Genomic DNA, 17,450 nt, shown 5'->3' on the forward strand with positions numbered 1-17,450 from the left:
CGCAGTGGCTACGGGGCCGCCACGGGGTGGCGGCGGGGTGGCCGGGCTCAGCCGAGAGGCATGAGTCCGGCCGCCGTCGGCCGGAAGCCGCAGCTCGCGTAGAAGGGCGTCAGATCGGCCTCGTAGTCGACATGGAGCCATCGCGCGCCGCGCACGCGTGCCTCGTCGGCCGCCGCGCGCACGAGCTGCCTGCCCAGACCCTGGCCGCGCTCATCGGGGTGGACGGTGGTGTCGAGGACGAAGGCGTGCAGACCGCCGTCGCCCGCGACATTCACATAGCCGACGAGCCGCCCCGCCTTCCGCGCGGCCACCCAGAGCAGGCTGCGGGCCAGGAGCGGCGCGAAGGACGTCGTACGGTGGCCGGGCCAGGACGCGGCGAACAGCGCGTTCAGTTCGTCGTCCGGGAGCGCCGGACTGATGGCGAGGGTGACGGTCGTGGACACGCTCTTACTCCCGCTCTCCGGTCAGCGGCGGAAGCCGCCCTCCGAGTCGATGACCTGACCGGTGATCCACTCCGCCTCGTCGGTGGCCAGCCAGGCGATCAGCCGGGCCGGGTCGTCGGGCATCCCCCAGCGCCCGGCCGGAAACAACGCCTCGATCTCCTCGTACGCCTCCCCCGTCAGGTAACCCGTGTCGACGGGCCCGGGGTTGACGGTGTTGATCGTCACCGCCTGCTCCGCGAGCGAGGTGGCCAGCGACCGGGTCGCGGAGGCGAGGGCGCCCTTGGCCAGACCGTACGCGATCTCTCCCGGCATCCCGCCCGCGATGTCCTGACCGGACGTCATCATCATGACCCGGCCGCCGGGCGTACGGGCGGGCAGCGTCGCGCGCAGCCGGGCATAGGCCTGGATGAGCAGGATCACCGACCGGGCGTCGATCGCCCAGTGGGCGTCGAGCATCGTCGCGTCGATGGTGTCGAGTGTGCCGTCGTGGCCGCTGAGCGCGTGGTTGGCGACCAGGATGTCGAGCCGCCCGCCGAGCGCTTCGGCGGCGGTGGCGATCAGCGCGGCGGGCGCCTCGGCCCCGGACAGATCGGCTGCTCCGTGCACCACCCGCGCCTCCGGATCCGCGCGCGCCTCCCGTACGGCGGCGGCGACGCCCTCCGGACCGTCCGGATCGGCGCCCCAGGGCTGACCGGCGTCGTGCGGCACATGGTGGTGGAGATACACGCTCGCGCCGTACGCGACGAGGCGCCGCGCGACCGCGAATCCGATGCCCCCGCGCCGGCTGGCACCGGTGACCAGCGCGGTACGGCCGCGCAGCGGGAGCGGGTCGCGGCGGAGCGCGTGAGGGGTGGGGGATTCAAGTGAGGGCATGAGAAACGATGATCGCGTGCGGGGTGTGAATTGTCATATCGTTTTCGTCCCCGGCACGCCCCAGGGCGTGTCTTCGGGGATCCTCAGTCTTCGGGGCCCTTAGAGGCCGCGCGGCCTCTGAGCCTGCTGACGGATCGCCGAGCCGTCGCGGCCCTTGACGATCTCCAGCTGGGTGGGGATACGGCGGCGCAGATCGGCGACGTGGCTGACGATGCCGACGCTCCGGTCGCGCTCCCGGAGCGAGTCCAGGACGTCCAGGACCTCGTCCAGTGTCTGGTCGTCCAGGCTGCCGAAGCCCTCGTCGATGAAGAGGGTGTCCAGCCGTACGCCGCCCGCCTCGTCGGTGACGACGTCCGCGAGGCCCAGCGCGAGGGCGAGGGACGCGAAGAAGGTCTCGCCGCCGGAGAGTGTCGAGGTGTCGCGCGCGCTGCCGGTCCAGGCGTCGATGACCTGGAGCCCGAGCCCGGAGCGCCGCTGGCCGCCCGTTCTGGCGTCGGAGTGGACCAGGGCGTAGCGGCCGGAGGACATGCGCTGGAGCCGTACGGTGGCCGCCGCCGCGACCTGTTCGAGGCGGGCGGCCAGGACGTAGGACTCCAGGCGCATCCTGCGTTCGTTGTCGGTGGAGGTGCCCGCGGTGAGACCGGCGAGGCGGGCCACCCTGTCGTACTCCTCGCGCACCGGGCCGAGTGCGCGTACCTCGGCCTCGGCCAGCCGGGAGAGTCTGCCCAGCTCGGCGCGGCGGCCCCGGGCGGTGGTGGCGGCGGACGACGCGTCGCGCAGGGCGTGTTCGGCGGCGTTGTGGGCGGCTTCCGCGGCCTCGGTCCTGGCGGGCGGGTGATCCGCGGCGGCGCGGGTCTCCGGTTCCGCGAGGCGGTCGGCGACCGCGGCGGCCTCGGCCCGCCAGTCGTCCAGCCGGTGCTGGAGCGTCCGCCGGTCGGTGTCGGTGAGCAGGGCGTCCGCGGCGGCCTCCGGGGTGTCGAAACCGGCCCGGAAGGCGGCGCCGGCGAGCCGGCCGTCGGCCTCCTTGAGCCGGAGCGCGGTGGTCTCGACGGCGCGTACCGCCTCGGCGGCCCCGGCGAGCCGGCCGGCCCGGTCCGCCAGCCGCTCGGCGCGCTCGGCGACACTGTCCGCGTCACCCCGGGCGCGGGTCAGCTCGTCCCGCAGCGCGCCCTGTTCGCGTTCGAGGGCGTCGCGTCGCGAGGTACGGGCGGCGACGCGGCGTTCGGCTTCGCGCTGCGCGGTGAGCCTGCCCTCGTACTCACGCTCGGCGCGGCCCAGGGCCTCGCGGGCGGCGTGTGTACCGGCGGCGACGCGGCGGGCCTCGGCGTGTTCCCGGTCCAACCGCTCGGTGAGCGCGGCGAGTTCGGCGACGCTCGACTCACCGGCCGCCGCGCGGGCCGCCGCGTGTCGCTCCCGTATCTCCGCGTGCTCGCGCTCGGCGCGCCCGCGGGCCTCGTCGGCGCGCCGGTACGCAGCCAGCGCCGCGTCCTCCGCGGCGGGGTCGACCTGGCCGTCGGTGGGCAGCGCGGGGCTGGGATGCGCGGCGGAGCCGCAGACCGCGCAGGGTTCGCCGTCGGCGAGTGCGGCGGCCAGCTCGGCGGCCATGCCGGCCAGCCGTCGGCCGCGCAGGTCGAGCCAGTGTTCATGCGCCGTATTGGTGTGTTCCCGGGCCGAGTTGAGCAGTCGCCCGGCTTCCGAGCCCGCCGCTTCGAGGGTGTCGCGCCGTCGGGCCGCTTCGAGCCGGTGGCGTGCCGGATCGAGCTGTCCGGCGAGTTGTTCGGCGCGGGTCGCCGCCTCCTGCGCGGCCTCGATACGGTCCTGGAGGGCGCCGCGTCTCGACTCCCATCCGGCCAGCCAGTCGGCCGCTTCCTGAAGGACCTCCTCGTCGGCCCGCGCCTGCCGGTCGAGGTCGGCGCGCTCGGCCGTGATCTCGGCGTCGCGGTGTTCGGCGCGCCGGGCGGCGTCGAGCGCGCCGAGCTCCTGGCGCACGTTCCCTTCCAGCGCGGCGAGTTGTTCCGCTCCGGCGTCCGTGAGACCGGCGGGCAGCAGCGTGCGGGCGCGTTCGTACTCGGCGTTGGCGAAGCGGTGCGCCTGTTCCGCGTCGGCGCGCAGCGACAGCGCCGGTGCGACCAGCTCCGCCTTGTGGGAACGCTCCAGCCTGGCCCGCGTCCGCTCGTGCTCGTCGCGCTGTTCCTCCAGCGCCTCGGCGCGGCGCCGCGTCTGGGCGAACCGCTCTTGCAGCGCCGCCCGTTCATGCTCGGCGTCCAGCGCGCGCCGGGCGCCTGCGGCGCGGCTCCCGGCGGCGGACAGGGCGGATTCCGCGATGTCGGACCACTCATGGGCGCCGGTGCGGACGACCGCCGCCCACTCCAGGATTGCCGGGGCGAACCCCGCGTCGCCCGGTCGCGGTTCGGGCAGCGGCGGCGCCGTACCGTTGCCCAGGGGGGACGCCGTACGGTCACTCCGTGAGGACGCCGTACGGTCGCTCAGCGGGGACGCCGTACGGTCGCCCGCCTCCTGGGCGAGGCGCTGCGCGACGGCGAGAAGCCGGTCGTCACCCGCGCGTACCCGGTGCTCCGCGGCGCGCCGCAGCTCGGCGAGGCGCTCCTCGACCGCGGCGAACCTGCGGGTGTCGAAGAGCTTGCCGAGGAGTTTGCCGCGCGCCTCCGCGTCCGCGCGCAGGAAGCGGGCGAAGTCGCCCTGCGGCAGCAGCACCACCTGGCAGAACTGATCCCTGCTCATCCCGAGCAGCTGGCCGATCTCCTCGCCGATCTCCTGGTGGGAGCCGCTCAGCGCCTGCCAGGTACCGCTCTCCGCGTCGTACTCGCGCAGCCGGCTCTGCGCCTTCTCGGTGGTGAATCCCTTCGTCCGCTTCTTCGGCCGGAGCTGCGCGGGCCGCCGGACGATCTCCAGCCGCCGGCCGCCCACGGTCAGATCGAGTCCGATCTCGGTGGGGGTCCCGACGGGCGCGTGATCGCTGCGGAGAGTGGCCCCGGGGCTCTGACGGGCACCCGGCACGGCGCCGTACAGCGCGTAGCAGACCGCGTCGAGTACGGAGGTCTTCCCGGCGCCGGTCGGGCCGTGCAGCAGAAAGAGCCCGGCGGCGCAGAGCGCGTCGAAGTCCACTTCCTCGGTGGTGGCGAACGGCCCGAAGGCGGTGAGGGTCAGCCGATGCAGCCTCACGGAGTCACCTCGCGTACCGTCGCGTCGACCCGTACGTCCTCGAACGCGGCGCGCAGCACGTCGCGTTCGGGCTCGTCGGGCCCCGGTCCGCCCCGTACATGCGCCACGAAGTCCTCCGCGATCTGCTGGTCGGTACGGCCCGCGAGGCGCTGGGCATAGGAGGAGAGCGGGTCGTCGTCCTCCCGCTCCGGGTCGAAGACAAGACTGAGGGTGTACGGGAAGCGCTCGGCGAGCCGGGCCATGGGCTCGGCGGGGCGTACCGGATCGGTCAGGGTCGCCTCGACCCAGGACTCCTCGTGGTGGGCGAGTCCGGGGTCGTCGAGCAGTTCGCCGAGCGTGCCCCGGATCCTGGCCAGGGCGCGCGGCACCGGACAGTCGATCCGCTCCGCTTCGATCTCGCCCCGCGGCCCCAGCTCCACCAGCCACATCGTCTTGCGGTGCGTGGTCTCCGAGAAGGAGTACGCGAGTGGCGAGCCCGCGTAACGGACGCGTTCGGTAAGGGTCTGGGCGCCGTGCAGATGCCCCAGGGCGACATAGTCGACACCGTCGAAGACTCCCGTGGGCACGGCCGCCACACCGCCCACGGTGATGTCCCGCTCGCTGTCGCTGGGCGCGCCGCCCGCGACGAACGCGTGCGCGAGGACGACGGAGCGCGTGCCCGCGTCGCGTCCCGCGAGATCGGCCCGTACCCGCTCCATCGCCGCGCCGAGCACCGTCTCGTGGTGGACCTTGGTGACCTTGAACTCGTCCCGTACCAGAGCCGGTTCGAGATACGGCAGTCCGTAGAAGGCCACCTCGCCGTGCGCGTCCTCCAGCAGGACGGGGGTGGCGCAGCCGGCCGGGTCGGTCCGCAGATGGATCCCCGCGCGCTCGACCAGACCGGCGAGCACGCCGAGCCTGCGTGCCGAGTCATGGTTGCCGGAGATCATCACGGTCGGTACGCCGGCATCGGCGAGACGGTGCAGGGCCCGGTCGAACAACTCCACGGCGCTGAGCGGGGGTACGGCCCGGTCGTAGACATCGCCCGCGACGACGACCGCGTCCACTTCGCGGTCACGGGCCGTGGCCACGAGGTGGTCGAGGAACGCGGCCTGGGCGTCGAGCATGCTCACGCGGTGGAACGACCGCCCGAGATGCCAGTCCGACGTGTGCAGAATCCTCAAGACTGGCCCTCCAGGGGGCGGCAGACGCGGGTCATATCGGGCACCCGGCGTACGTGGCACACGTCGCGTACGCAGCACAGGTCGCGTACGTCGCGTGCGGAGCACAGGTCGCGTACGTCGCGTGCGCAGCACCCGTCGCGTACGTCGCACACGTCAGGCAAAGGCTTCTCCGCCCAGCTCCAGCACGGCGGTCCCCGCCGTCGTATCGGCCAGCCACGCGCGGAACGCCGGTACCTCCGAGTCCGGCAGGCCGATCTCGATCGTCACCGCCTCGGCGTACCGTACGTCCCGCACCGCACGCCCGGTCGCCCGCAGATCGTTCTCCAGCCGGCCCGCGCGCTGGTGGTCGACGGTGACGGTCGCGAGCCGGAAGCGCTGCCGGGTGAGGGTCCCGAGGGCGTCCAGGGCCTCGCCGACCACTCCCCCGTAGGCCCTGATCAGACCCCCCGCGCCGAGCTTGACCCCGCCGTAGTAGCGGGTCACGACCGCGGCGGTGTAGCGCACCTCACGTCGCATCAGCATCTGGAGCATCGGCGTCCCCGCCGTACCGCCCGGCTCGCCGTCGTCACTGGCCCTCTGTACCGAGGCGTCGGCGCCGATCACATACGCGAAGCAGTTGTGCGTGGCCGTCGGGTGCTCCTTGCGGATCCGCGCGACGAACTCCCGCGCCTCCTCCTCCGTCGCCACGGGCGCCAGCGCGCAGATGAAGCGCGACCGGTTGATCTCGGTCTCGTGCACGCCCACGCCGGCGACGGTTCGGTACTGCTCCTGCATCCCCCCACCCTATGCGGGCCCCGATCGGCGCTTCGACAGCCCTTGGGTCCTGTCCGGTCGGACAGGACCTAGCCCGACCCCACGGTGACGGACACGACCGTCGCTCCCGCGGCGATCGCGAGCACCACCGCGCAGATGATCAGGAACCGGGGATTGCCCACGTTCACGGTCCAGCCCATGCCCACGCGCCGGGGCACGAGCACGGCGGGATCGTCGGCGTTGACGTAGACGGTGCCGGCGCCGTACCAGTGGCGGTCGTCGTCACGCGGTACGAGCCCGGTCCCCTCATCCGAGCCCGAGCCGTCGAAGCCACCCGAGCCGTCCGTGTTTTCCGGCGTCAGCCGGCCGCCCCCGGCTCCGATCCGTACGAGCGGTACGAACACGGCGCCGGCCCCGAGCAGCGGCACGCCGATGACCAGCGACAGCACGGCGCCGGAGCGGCTGTCGCTCCACATCATCCCGGCCAGCCCGAGCAGCATGAGGTTCAGCAGTGCGGCGCTGCCCAGCAGACCGCGCGCCGTCAGACCGAGGTAGCGGCGGTGCCGGGCGGCGCTGCTCCGCGGCCGCGAGACATCCAGGTCCGCGCGGGCGCGCAGTACGGCGGCGACTGTCCCGATGACCACGGCGGTCAGCAGGATCTGGGCGAAGACCGGGCTGAACGCGCTCCAGAAGGTGGTCGTGATCTCGCGGTACACGGTCCCGCTCGACGTGCGTTCCGGCAGCGCCATCGTCTCGGGCAGCCGCGGGTAGACGATCGCACCGACGACGGCGGTCACGACGATCACCACGAGCGACGGAATCGTCCATGCCCAGGGGAGCCGTACGGGATCGGTACGCAGGGAGGTGTCCATGACCACGCCCTGCCGTACGTGCTCGTACCAGTTGCCCCGCTCCTTCGCGCGGGCGAGGGCGCGGTGCGCGCCGAGCCACAGCGCGCCGGCGATGACGCAGAGCACGAGCGCCGCCACGCCGCCGACCACGACGCTGTCCAGCACGGCCCCGACGACGAGGGCGGTCGCCGTGACAATGAGGGTGGCCGGCAGCAACAGAGCGCGGTAGCGCCGGCGTTGTTCGCTCACTTCGGGGGCGTCCGCCTTGTCGGGCGGTACCCGTACGCCGAAGGGAACCGCGTGGGGGTTGAGCCGCGGGCTCGGCGCCGCGTAGAGGGTGGCCCCCAGAGCCAGCAGGATCACCGAATTGACGAGCAGGCTGACAAGCACGGTGTTCACCCGATCCAATCTCTCGTGAGCGACGGGGCACGGCCGGGCGAAATACGGCCGGGCGGGATACGGCCTGACGAGGTACGGCCGCCAGGCACCTGGACACACCGGAACACGCCGGAGCACCGCCGCGACCGCCTGGGTTTCCTCATCGCTCCCCACCCCCCTCACTCCGCTCGGCGAACCCCTCCAGGGTCGTCCGTACGTACATCAGGACCTCCTCCTCGGTACTGCCCCGTACCACCGCTTCGGCCAGCAGCGTGCGCAGCCGCCGCTCCCAGTCGGCCCCCACCCGTAGTTCCGCCGTCGCCTTCCGCACGTCCGGGTGGACCACCGCTCCGCTCTTGCGGTTGACGCGGATGATGCCCTCGCGCCGAAGCAGGTCGTACGCCTTGTTCACGGTGTGGAAGTTGATCGCCAGGTCGACGGCGAGCTGTCTGGTGGAGGGCAGGGACGCGCCGGGCGCCAGGACGCCGTCCGCGATGGCTTCCACCACCCGGTCCCGGATCTGCTGATAGATCGGGACCTCGCTGTCGAGATCGAGCACTAGTTGCACAACTTCACTGTATCTGATGTACAACTACTAGAACAGTTGGCCAGGGCGGGACCGGACACGGGTCCCGGAGGGAGGGATGGATGGATCCCATGAAGGAGACGAAGATTTCCGGCGCGGAGCTGATGAATCACCCGAACCACCGGATCGAAGTGACCGGCCTGACCAAGCGGTTCGGGCCGGTCGCCGCGGTGGACGATCTCAGCTTCTCCGTGGAGCCGGGCGTCATCACCGGCTTCCTCGGCCCCAACGGGGCCGGCAAGACCACGACCATGCGCATGATCCTGGGCCTGGTCACCCCGACCGCGGGCACCGCCACGATCGGCGGCAGGCGATACGGGGAGCTGCGCCGTCCCTCCGAGGTCGTCGGGGCGGTTCTCGACGCCTCGGCCTTCCACCCCCACCACTCGGCGCGGGACCATCTGCGGATCTACCGCACCATGGGCGGCCATCCGGCGGCCCGCGTCGAGGAGTTACTGGACCGGCTCGGCCTCGCGCACGCCGCCCACCGCAAGACCCGTACCTTCTCCACCGGAATGAAGCAGCGGCTCAGTCTCGCGACCGCGCTGCTGGGCGATCCTCAGGTGCTGCTGCTCGACGAGCCGAGCAATGGCCTCGACCCCGAGGGCATCGCGTGGCTGCGCCGCTTCCTGCGCGAACTCGCCGACGAGGGGCGCACCGTACTGGTGTCGAGCCATGTGCTCAGCGAGGTCGAACAGATCGTGGACGACATCGTGCTGATCCGGCGCGGCAAGCAGGTCGCGGTGGGCCCGCTGCGGGAGATGGAGCGGTTCAGGCGCTCCACCGTACGGGTCCGCTCCCCCGACGCCGAGGCGCTCAAGGAGGTGCTGCTGCGGGGCACACCGCATGGGTTGGTGGCCGCGCGGAGCGTCGAGCTGGGGCACGACGGCGTGCTGCGGGTGCACGGGCTCGCGACCGCGCAGATCGCCGATCTGGCGTCGGCCGCGGGGCTGCGGGTGCATGAACTGCTCACCGAGGGCGCGAGCCTGGAGCGGTTGTTCTTCGAACTGACCTCGGACGGCGAGGAGGACGCACGATGAACGCGTTGATCAAGGCGGAGTTCCGCCGGCTGCTCGCCACGCGCATGTGGCTGTGGGCGCTGCTGACCGCCGTCCTCCTGGGCGGTGGCACGGTCGGGCTGCTGACCGCCGTCGGACCGGAGAATTTCTCGCCGCCCATGCCGGGCCTGGAGACGAGGGAGGGTGTCCTGTCGGTCTTCGGGATGCTGGGCTTCACGGTCTTCGTCCCGGCGGCGCTGGGCACATTCGCCATGACGTCGGAGTACCGGCACCGTACGGTCACCTTCACCTTCCTCTTCGCGCCGCGGCGCCGGCAGGTGCTCACCGCCAAGCTGGTCACCTTCTCCGTGGCCGGTCTGGTGTACGGGCTGGTGCAGACCGGCAGCGCGGGCGCGGGGTTCTTCGGAGTGCTCGCCGCCCGCGGGGTCAGCCCCGGGCTGGCTACCGGCACGGTGATCGAGCTACTGCTCAGGCTGGCGCTGACGATGGCGGTCTACACCCTGCTCGGGGTGGCGATGGGCGCGCTGATCCGCGATCAGATCGCGGCTCTCGCGGTGGTGATCGGCTATCTCTATCTGGGCGAGGTGATCCTGATGATGATCCCCGGGGTCAATCTGCTCTACCCGCTGCTGCCGGGTGGTGCGACGGCCTCGCTCACCGGGTTCACCTATCTCGCTGATGTCCTGGCGGACGAACTGGCCACGAGTCCGGTGTCGTTGCTGTCACCGGTGGGCGGCGGACTGCTGCTGGCGGGTTACGCTCTCGTCGCGGCGGCCGTGGCCGTACTGGTGCCCATGCGCCGGGACGTCCTCTGACGGCCGGACCGCGAGTACGGAGCGATGCCGGACTCCCTTCCCCGGCGATCGCGCCCGTACACGCAAAGGGCGGGTGTCCCGGACCGCATTCCGGGGCACCCGCGCTGCTCCTGCTCATATCGCCCGCTTCACCTTGCCCCCCCCGCGTGGAATTCCGCGGGCGGCCGGCGCACCGGTCAGTCGGCGATCCAGCCGTGCGCACGGGCCAGTTCGACGATCCGGGTGCGGATCCGCTTGATCTGATCGGCCGTCAGAGTTCCGTCGGCGTCGAGGAGTACGTCGGTCAGCTCGCTCCGGAACCCGGCGGCGCCGGGCTCGTCCTCGGCAGCCCCGCCGTCCGCCCCGCCGTCCGCCCCCAGCCGTTCGAGCCGGCGTCGCGAGGGCTGGTGGATCAGACGGATCTCCGAGGCCTTCGGGCCCTTGTCGCCCATTTCGACGAAGAACTCGACGTCCCGGCCCGCCTGGTAGAGGTACTTCTCGTCCAGCAGATCGTTCGCATGCATGAACACGTCCTCACCGCCCTCGTCCGGGTTGATGAATCCGTACCCACGCGTCTCGTCGAACCGCTGGATCTTCCCCGTCTTCAGCACAACCGCACCTCCGCGACCACCACAACCAGCACTGATTCAGCCCGATCAGGATCGTACGCCGCACGCCGCGACGCCACCCCTGAAGAATTCATGATCCGGACAGTGAATCGGCCATGACGGTTCGAGGACGCCGACACTGTCTGCGCAGCTCGGCCCGTGGCACCGTCGGCAGCGAGTCCCAGTCCCTTCCCTAGGCCCTGTCCGGTCCCTAGGCCCTGTCCGGTCCCTAGGCCCTGTCCGGCCCGATCCGCGCACGTCGTGTGCCTACCACGCACCGGCGAGCGTATTGCCGGCCGCACGGGCGGCGCCACCGATTCACCACTCGCTCACGGGGGCGTTACATGCAGAGAATCCACTTCACCGCGGCGGATCTGGCCCGAACCCGGCTGCAGAGCACCCTCGGACCCGTCGCCGAGGGGGTCTTCGCGCTCGGTGTGCTCACCCAGTCCCGCAACCCCGACTACGCGCGATGGCGGGGCGACGTACTCGGCCGACTACGCGAGACCTCCTCCCTCAACAGGCCGCTCGTCCCTCTGCTCCGGGCCCTCAAGGCGCCGGACGATCTGCTGTTCCTGCTCGACTCCTCGCCGGACGGTGACGCCTCGGCGCTCGCCGCGCTCTCCCTGACCCGCACGGACGCGACCCGGCTGGCCGTGGACATGTGGCGGGCCGGTGTCGCCCCGTACTGGGACAGCGTTCTGGAACGGCTCGACAGCGAGTGCGACGCGCACGGACGCATCGCCATGACGGGCGGGGTCGAGCAGTTGCTCGCCACGCTGCACCCCCGGATCGTATGGAACCCGCCGGTGCTGGAGATTCACGACGGGCTGGAGCTGGACATCCACCTCAGGGGCCAGGGCCTGCTGCTCAACCCGTCGGCGTTCCTGCCGGGGCAGGTCGGCCGGGTCATCGCCGCCGAACGGGACAGCGGCCAGCCCGCGTTGGTCTTCTCCATACCGCCGGACGCCGCCGCTCTGTTCGCGGGCCCGGAAGCCCCGGAGGTCACCTGCGGGCAGGCGCTCAGCGCACTCGTCGGTCAGACCCGGGCCGCCGCCCTGCGCGCGCTGACCAACACCTGCACCACCAGCCAGCTCGCCGCGCGGCTCGGCGTCTCCCCCGGCAGCGCGAGCCAACACGCCTCCGTACTGCGGGAGTCCGGGCTGATCACCACCCGGCGGGTACGGAACAGCGCCCTCCATTCGGTCACACCGCTCGGCATGGCGCTGCTGGGCGGACGGCTGCGGAATCCCCCTTCCACGGCTCGTCCCGGTACGCGTCCGGCTTCCGTGACCTGAGCCGCCGCGTCGGCGGACAGCGGGATCGGCCCGGCCGGAACGTGAGAATTTCATACCCTGGCAGTGAATCCGGGACTGTTTACCCATCACACCGCTGTGTACAGAATCAATCCCGCGACAGTCGTCACCAGTTGAGCACGTCACAAGGCGTCAACTGACCGCACGACAACTGACAGCATGAAAGGGGAACGATCGTTATGAGCAACGCCATCACCTCCCTCCTCGGGTCGGACGGACCGGCGGCCGGCGGACGTCATCTCGTCATCGAGGACCTCGACTCGATACCCGAGGAGGGCGTCGCGCTGCTGAGCATCTGCATCAACGCCTCTCCCGTCGCCCCCGCCTTCAACGGGCACGAGCAGTACCAGGCATGACCGAGGCAGGGGGGAACGGCCGGTGGCCGTCCGCCGGCGACGGGGCGCGTCTTGGCTTCAAGAGCCATCTGCGCGCGACGGTCGTCCCGGGGGAGGCGGCCTATCTGGTGTCCCAGCGCGGAGTCACCGCGCTGTACGGGGACCACAGCGAGGTGCTGGTACCCCTGCTCGACGGCACCCGCAGTCCTGACGGGGTGCTGCGTGACGCGGCTCCCGCGCTGACCGCCGAGGAGGCCGCCGCCTCGCTGCGGGCCCTCGACGCGGCGGGACTGCTACGGCTGCGCCCGGCCGCGCCGGAGAGCCCGGCCGTCGCGGAGAGCCCGGCCGTCGCGGAGAGTTCCGCGGCGGAGGCGAGCCCGACCGCGCCCCCCTGCCCCGATCCCGCCGCCGAGGCCTACTGGGAGCTGGCCGGCCTGGACGGCGTACGTACGCTGGACACGCTCGCCCGGACGTCGGTACGCCCGGTGGCCCTGACCGATGCCGACCTGGACCAGGTCGGCGCCGCGTGCCGCGCCTCCGGACTGACGCTCGCGCCCCCGGACACCGAAGCGGATCTCTCGCTCGTCCTGTGCGACGACTATCTCTCCCCCCGGCTGCGCGAGATCGACGCCGGGCACCGCGCGGCGGGAACGCCCTGGCTGCTGGTGGGAGTGGGCTCCACGACCCCCTGGATCGGACCGGTCTTCCGCCCCGGCGAGGGCCCCTGCTGGCACTGTCTGGCGACCCGGCTGCGCGGTCACCGCCGCTCCGAGCGCCCCCTCCAGCGCGCGCTGGGTCTGGACGGACCGCCACAGCGACCGCACGCCACACTCGCGGCGGGCAGGGCCATCGCCGTACAGCTCGCCGTGCTGGAGGCCGCCAAGTGGCTGGCGGGGATACGGACCGCCTCCCACGGCTCCGTGAACACGCTGGACACGCTGGGGCTGCGCACCACGGCCCATCCCGTGGCGCGGCTGCCGCAGTGCGCGGTCTGCGGGGATCCCGGCCTGGTCGCCCGGCGGGTCGACGCCCCGTTCACGCCCGTGTCGCGGCCCAAGGCCGTACGTGATCTCAATGGCCACCGGGCACTGACGCCCACTCAGATATGGGAGCGCCACGGATCCCTGGTGGATCCCGTCACCGGAATCATCAAGGAGATCCGGCGCGCTCCGGGGAGCCCTGAGTTCGTCAACGCCTTTCTCTCCGGCCAGAATCTGGCCATGCGCGGCGGAACCCTGGCGGGGCTGCGGGCCGGGCTGCGCTCCCTCAGCGGCGGAAAGGGACTCACGGACGCGGAGGCCCGTACGAGCGCGCTGGGTGAGGCGGTGGAGCGCTACAGCGGGACCCGGCAGGGCGATGAACCGGTGATCCGTGACTCCCTCGACGCCCTGGGCGAGACGGCGATCCATCCCAACTCCTGCCAGCTGTTCGACGATCGGCAGCTGCGGGACAGGGAGCGGTGGAACGCGGGCGGCTCCCGGCTGCACCACGTACCACCGCCGTTCGACACGCGCCGCCCCACCGACTGGACCCCGGTGTGGTCGCTGACCGGGCAGACCCAACGGCTGCTGCCCACCTCCATGCTGTACTTCGGCGAGGAGGAGGCACCGGACGGCCTGTCGGCCGACTCCAATGGCAACGCCGCCGGCGGCAGCCCCGAAGACGCCCTGATCCAGGGGTTCCTGGAGCTGGTGGAGCGGGACGCCGTGGCGCTGTGGTGGTACAACCGGACCCGGCAGCCCGGTATCGATCTCGACGCCTTCGGGGAGCCGTACATCGAGCGGCTGCGCGAGGGCTACCGTACGGTGCGCCGCGAGGTATGGGCCCTGGACCTCACCTCGGACTTCGGCATCCCGGTGATCGCGGCCCTGTCCCGGCGTACGGACAAGCCCGCCGAGGACATCGTCTTCGGCTTCGGCGCGCACTTCGATCCGCGGCTCGCGCTGCGCAGGGCCCTGACGGAGATGGGCCAACTGCTGCCCCTCGTCAGCGAGGTGACGTCCGAGGGCGGTGGCTACCGCGTCACCGATCCCGAACCGCTGGACTGGTGGCGGCACTCCACGGCCGCCAACCGTCCCTATCTGCGGGCGGATCGGGGCGCGTCGGCCCGTGGACCGGGCGACTGGTCCTACACCCCGACCGATGATCTGGTGGAAGACATCACCGCCGTCACGGAGTTGACGCGCTCGCACGGGATGGAACTGCTCGTACTCGACCAGAGCCGACCCGATCTGGAGCTCCCCGTCGTGAAGGTGATCGTCCCGGGGCTGCGGCCCTTCTGGCCGCGCTTCGCGCCCGGCCGGCTGTTCAACACACCGGTGGAGCTGGGCAGACGCGCCGAGCCCACCCCTTACGCCCAACTGAACCCCATACCACTATTCGTATGACTCCCACGAGCGGACGCGTAAAGTCCGCGTAACGGAGCGGCGATTTCGTCCCAGCAGCGCCCCATCCCGGCACATCCTTCACGGGGATCACTTACGCTCTTCACGTAGCAAGGAGGTTCGAGGGGAAGGCTGCGAAGACACACGATCATGCGAAGTGGCGACGGGTGCACTGAGAATATCCGGCCGGGGGAGAAGGACGGGGCGACGCGCGGCCCCACGACCTCACCGGATCAGCCGGCTCCTCAACTGGCCCGCGTCATCCTGACGATCGCTCTTCTCGGCTATCTGAGCGTCACGGTCGTCAATCTCGTGGGAGTGGACCACAGCACCTTCGCCCTGACCGCCTCCCTCATCGGGATGGTGCTCATCTTCCTGCTGCAGCTGAGACATTCCAGCGCCACGGCCCGCCGGGCCCCCACCTGGCAGAAGTGGGTGACGCTCGGCACGCAGGCGCTGCTCACCTATCTGCCGATCGCGGCCTTCCACTCCCAGTGGGGGGCGATGGCCGGTTTTCTCGCGGGGTCCCTGCTGCTGCTCCTGCCCGGCCGGCGGGCCTGGTTCGCCTACGGAGCGGTGGGGATCAGCATGCTCATCCCCCCGGTCATGGAACGTCTCCCCCTGCGGGAGGCGTTCTATCTGTGCCAGTCGACGCTGCTGACCGGACTGGTCGTGTACGGGCTCTCCCGGATGGCCGAGCTGGTCCGGGCGCTGCACGACACCCGGGTCGAGCTGACCCGTATGGCGGTCACCCAGGAACGGCTGCGATTCGCACGGGACCTGCACGATCTGCTCGGCTACAGCCTCTCCGCGATCACGCTGAAGAGCGAGCTGATCCACCGGCTGGTGCCGACGCACCCGGGGCGCGCGATGGACGAGATCAGCGACGTACTGGCGATCTCGCGACAGTCGCTCGCCGATGTGCGTACGGTCGCCAGCGGGCTGCGCGGGCTCTCGCTGGAACAGGAGCTGGGCTCGGCGCAGTCCCTGCTCTCCGCCGCGGATGTGAAAGTACGGGCCACCATCCGGCTCGGGAAGATCGGTCAGCGGGTCGACACCGTACTCGCCGCGGTGCTGCGGGAGGCGATCACCAATCTGCTGCGGCACTCACGCGCCGGTGTCTGTGACATCGAGGCCATTCAGGAGGGCGGGCTGGTGCGGCTGTCCGTGTCCAACGACGGTGTCGATCCGGCGTACCGCGACTCCTCGCCGCACAGCGGCAGCGGTCTGGGGAACCTGGAGACGCGGCTACGGGCCGTGTCGGGCCGGCTCTCCATCGCACGCGGCGCCGACGGGACCTTCCGGCTGACGGCCGAGGCACCCGCCCATCTGATCGGAGGAGTGCCCGATGTGGACGACGACATCTACGCCCAGGACTCCGCGGCCTGAGCGGCACCACGTGCCCTGTTGGATCCGAGGAGGAGACCCCATTCATGGCCATCCGCATTCTGCTGGCCGAAGACATGAACATGGTCCGCGGGGCGCTGGTGGCTCTGCTGAACCTGGAGAGCGACCTCAAGGTCATCTGTGAACTGGAGCGCGGCGACCAGATCCTGCCGGCCGCGCTGAAGCACCGCCCCGATATCGCGATCATCGATATCGATCTGCCCGGGGTCGACGGGCTGACGGCGGCCGCCCGGCTGCGGGAGTCGCTGCCCGAGTGCCGGACGCTGATCCTCACCAGCCTGGGCAGGCCGGGAACGCTCCGGCGCGCGCTGTCGGCGCATGTCTCCGGCTATCTGCTCAAGGACGCTCCGCCCCAGGAACTGGCCACCGCGGTACGGCGGGTGGTCGCCGGCCACCGGGTGATCGACGCGCAGCTCGCGCTCTCGGCCTGGGACGGCGCCGAGTCGCCGCTGACCGAGCGGGAGACGGAGGTGCTGCGCAGGGCGGCGAAGGGGTCGCAGGCCCAGGAGATCGCCCGGGAGCTGCATCTGTCACCGGGCACCGTACGGAACTATCTGACGACGATCGTGGCGAAGCTCAACGCGCGCAATCGCGTGGACGCGATCAGGATCGCGCGGGAGGCGGACTGGCTGCTTTAGGTTCAGGGCCTGTCCGGCGGAATGGCCGGGCGCGGCGGTCTGTTATCCGAGACATGTACGCAGACACGCAGACGATCCGGAAGATCCTTACGCAGAGCGGCGACACCTGGGCCGTGGTCGGGCTGTCCAACAACCGGTCCCGCGCGGCCTACGGCGTCGCGGCGGTGCTCCAGCGCTTCGGCAAGCGCGTCGTGCCGGTCCATCCGAAGGCCGAGCCGGTCCACGGCGAGCAGGGCTACGCCTCGCTGGCCGCCATCCCGTTCCCGGTCGATGTCGTGGACGTCTTCGTCAACAGCGACCTGGCGGGCGCGGTCGCGGACGAGGCGAAGGAGATCGGGGCGAAGGCCGTCTGGTTCCAGCTCGGGGTGATCGACGAACAGGCGTACGACCGTACCCGAGCGGCCGGTCTCGACATGGTCATGGACCGGTGCCCGGCGATCGAGATCCCACTGCTGGACTGACCCGGCCTGCCCCTCTCGACACTCCCACGGGGGAACGGGGAGTGCGGAGCCCTGGGTGTCAGTCCCGGACCAGCCCGCGTCGAGCACGTCTTCGCCCGCATGAAGACCTGGAGGATTCTCTGTGACTGCTGCCTTAGGGCGACGGCGTTCACACCGCCATGCCCGGCATCGCCCGGCTGCACGATCTCGCCCTCGCGGGGTAACTCCCGCCCCATACGAGCCCAGAGAGACCCAAGGGACGTGGGTCCCCCCTCCCCG

The 17,450-nt window shown here is 71.4% G+C and carries 16 protein-coding genes and 1 pseudogene; 9 read left to right on the top strand and 8 right to left on the bottom strand.

Annotation, left to right across the window (positions count from 1 at the left end; genetic code table 11):
* Positions 1 to 47 precede the first annotated feature (47 nt).
* From ACFRMN_RS31090 to ACFRMN_RS31120, 7 genes are all read right to left on the bottom strand, one after another.
* Positions 48 to 443, bottom strand: coding sequence for a GNAT family N-acetyltransferase (locus ACFRMN_RS31090; RefSeq protein WP_383025735.1), 396 nt, complete (start codon positions 441 to 443; stop codon positions 48 to 50).
* Between the two features lie 21 nt (positions 444 to 464).
* Positions 465 to 1,316 (bottom strand): SDR family oxidoreductase, encoded by an 852-nt coding sequence (locus tag ACFRMN_RS31095; protein ID WP_383025737.1) that lies wholly within the window; start codon positions 1,314 to 1,316, stop codon positions 465 to 467.
* A gap of 99 nt (positions 1,317 to 1,415) precedes the next feature.
* Positions 1,416 to 4,499 (bottom strand): AAA family ATPase, encoded by a 3,084-nt coding sequence (locus ACFRMN_RS31100; RefSeq protein WP_383025739.1) that lies wholly within the window; start codon positions 4,497 to 4,499, stop codon positions 1,416 to 1,418.
* Positions 4,496 to 5,662: an exonuclease SbcCD subunit D gene (locus ACFRMN_RS31105; RefSeq protein ID WP_383025741.1), complete on the bottom strand. Its 1,167-nt coding sequence runs from the start codon at positions 5,660 to 5,662 to the stop codon at positions 4,496 to 4,498. Before ACFRMN_RS31105 ends, ACFRMN_RS31100 begins: the two co-directional genes overlap by 4 nt.
* 153 nt (positions 5,663 to 5,815) lie before the next feature.
* Positions 5,816 to 6,436 (bottom strand): YigZ family protein, encoded by a 621-nt coding sequence (locus ACFRMN_RS31110; RefSeq protein ID WP_383025743.1) that lies wholly within the window; start codon positions 6,434 to 6,436, stop codon positions 5,816 to 5,818.
* 68 nt (positions 6,437 to 6,504) lie between these two features.
* Entirely contained in the window at positions 6,505 to 7,665 is a 1,161-nt protein-coding gene (locus ACFRMN_RS31115) for a DUF1648 domain-containing protein (protein WP_383025745.1), read from the bottom strand.
* 139 nt (positions 7,666 to 7,804) lie between these two features.
* Entirely contained in the window at positions 7,805 to 8,212 is a 408-nt protein-coding gene (locus ACFRMN_RS31120) for a GntR family transcriptional regulator (protein WP_383025747.1), read from the bottom strand.
* An 89-nt stretch (positions 8,213 to 8,301) separates the two neighbouring features.
* Between ACFRMN_RS31120 and ACFRMN_RS31125 the strand changes: the two genes are divergently transcribed.
* A complete protein-coding gene (locus ACFRMN_RS31125) occupies positions 8,302 to 9,270 on the top strand; it encodes an ABC transporter ATP-binding protein (protein ID WP_383025813.1) in 969 nt (322 codons plus the stop codon).
* The gene (locus ACFRMN_RS31130; RefSeq protein ID WP_383025750.1) at positions 9,267 to 10,064 is read left to right on the top strand and encodes an ABC transporter permease; all 798 of its coding nucleotides are present in this window, start codon (positions 9,267 to 9,269) and stop codon (positions 10,062 to 10,064) included. The genes ACFRMN_RS31125 and ACFRMN_RS31130 overlap by 4 nt, the downstream gene beginning before the upstream one ends.
* 176 nt (positions 10,065 to 10,240) lie before the next feature.
* On the opposite strand, the gene ACFRMN_RS31135 is transcribed toward ACFRMN_RS31130, so the two are convergent.
* A complete protein-coding gene (locus ACFRMN_RS31135) occupies positions 10,241 to 10,654 on the bottom strand; it encodes a cold-shock protein (RefSeq protein WP_383025753.1) in 414 nt (137 codons plus the stop codon).
* Between the two features lie 341 nt (positions 10,655 to 10,995).
* Here ACFRMN_RS31135 and ACFRMN_RS31140 point away from each other — a divergent pair, with 341 nt between their 5' ends.
* From ACFRMN_RS31140 to ACFRMN_RS31170, 7 genes and pseudogenes are all read left to right on the top strand, one after another.
* On the top strand, positions 10,996 to 11,949 hold the full coding sequence (locus ACFRMN_RS31140) for an ArsR/SmtB family transcription factor (RefSeq protein WP_383025755.1): 954 nt from the start codon (positions 10,996 to 10,998) through the stop codon (positions 11,947 to 11,949).
* 197 nt (positions 11,950 to 12,146) lie between these two features.
* Positions 12,147 to 12,323, top strand: a complete 177-nt coding sequence (locus ACFRMN_RS31145; protein WP_383025758.1) for a hypothetical protein — start codon at positions 12,147 to 12,149, stop codon at positions 12,321 to 12,323.
* Complete coding sequence (locus tag ACFRMN_RS31150) at positions 12,320 to 14,689, top strand: TOMM precursor leader peptide-binding protein (RefSeq protein ID WP_383025760.1); 2,370 nt, start codon at positions 12,320 to 12,322, stop codon at positions 14,687 to 14,689. The genes ACFRMN_RS31145 and ACFRMN_RS31150 overlap by 4 nt, the downstream gene beginning before the upstream one ends.
* Before the next feature lie 147 nt (positions 14,690 to 14,836).
* On the top strand, positions 14,837 to 16,075 hold the full coding sequence (locus tag ACFRMN_RS31155) for a sensor histidine kinase (RefSeq protein WP_383025763.1): 1,239 nt from the start codon (positions 14,837 to 14,839) through the stop codon (positions 16,073 to 16,075).
* Positions 16,076 to 16,119: 44 nt separating this feature from the next.
* The gene (locus tag ACFRMN_RS31160; RefSeq protein ID WP_383025766.1) at positions 16,120 to 16,731 is read left to right on the top strand and encodes a DNA-binding response regulator; all 612 of its coding nucleotides are present in this window, start codon (positions 16,120 to 16,122) and stop codon (positions 16,729 to 16,731) included.
* A 53-nt stretch (positions 16,732 to 16,784) separates the two neighbouring features.
* Complete coding sequence (locus tag ACFRMN_RS31165; RefSeq protein WP_383025769.1) at positions 16,785 to 17,192, top strand: CoA-binding protein; 408 nt, start codon at positions 16,785 to 16,787, stop codon at positions 17,190 to 17,192.
* Positions 17,193 to 17,264: 72 nt separating this feature from the next.
* Positions 17,265 to 17,395, top strand: a pseudogene (locus ACFRMN_RS31170) (IS5/IS1182 family transposase); the annotation flags it as partial.
* Positions 17,396 to 17,450 lie beyond the last annotated feature (55 nt).

Origin of the sequence: Streptomyces sp. NPDC056835 (assembly GCF_042789485.1) — a bacterium.
GTDB lineage: Bacteria > Actinomycetota > Actinomycetes > Streptomycetales > Streptomycetaceae > Streptomyces.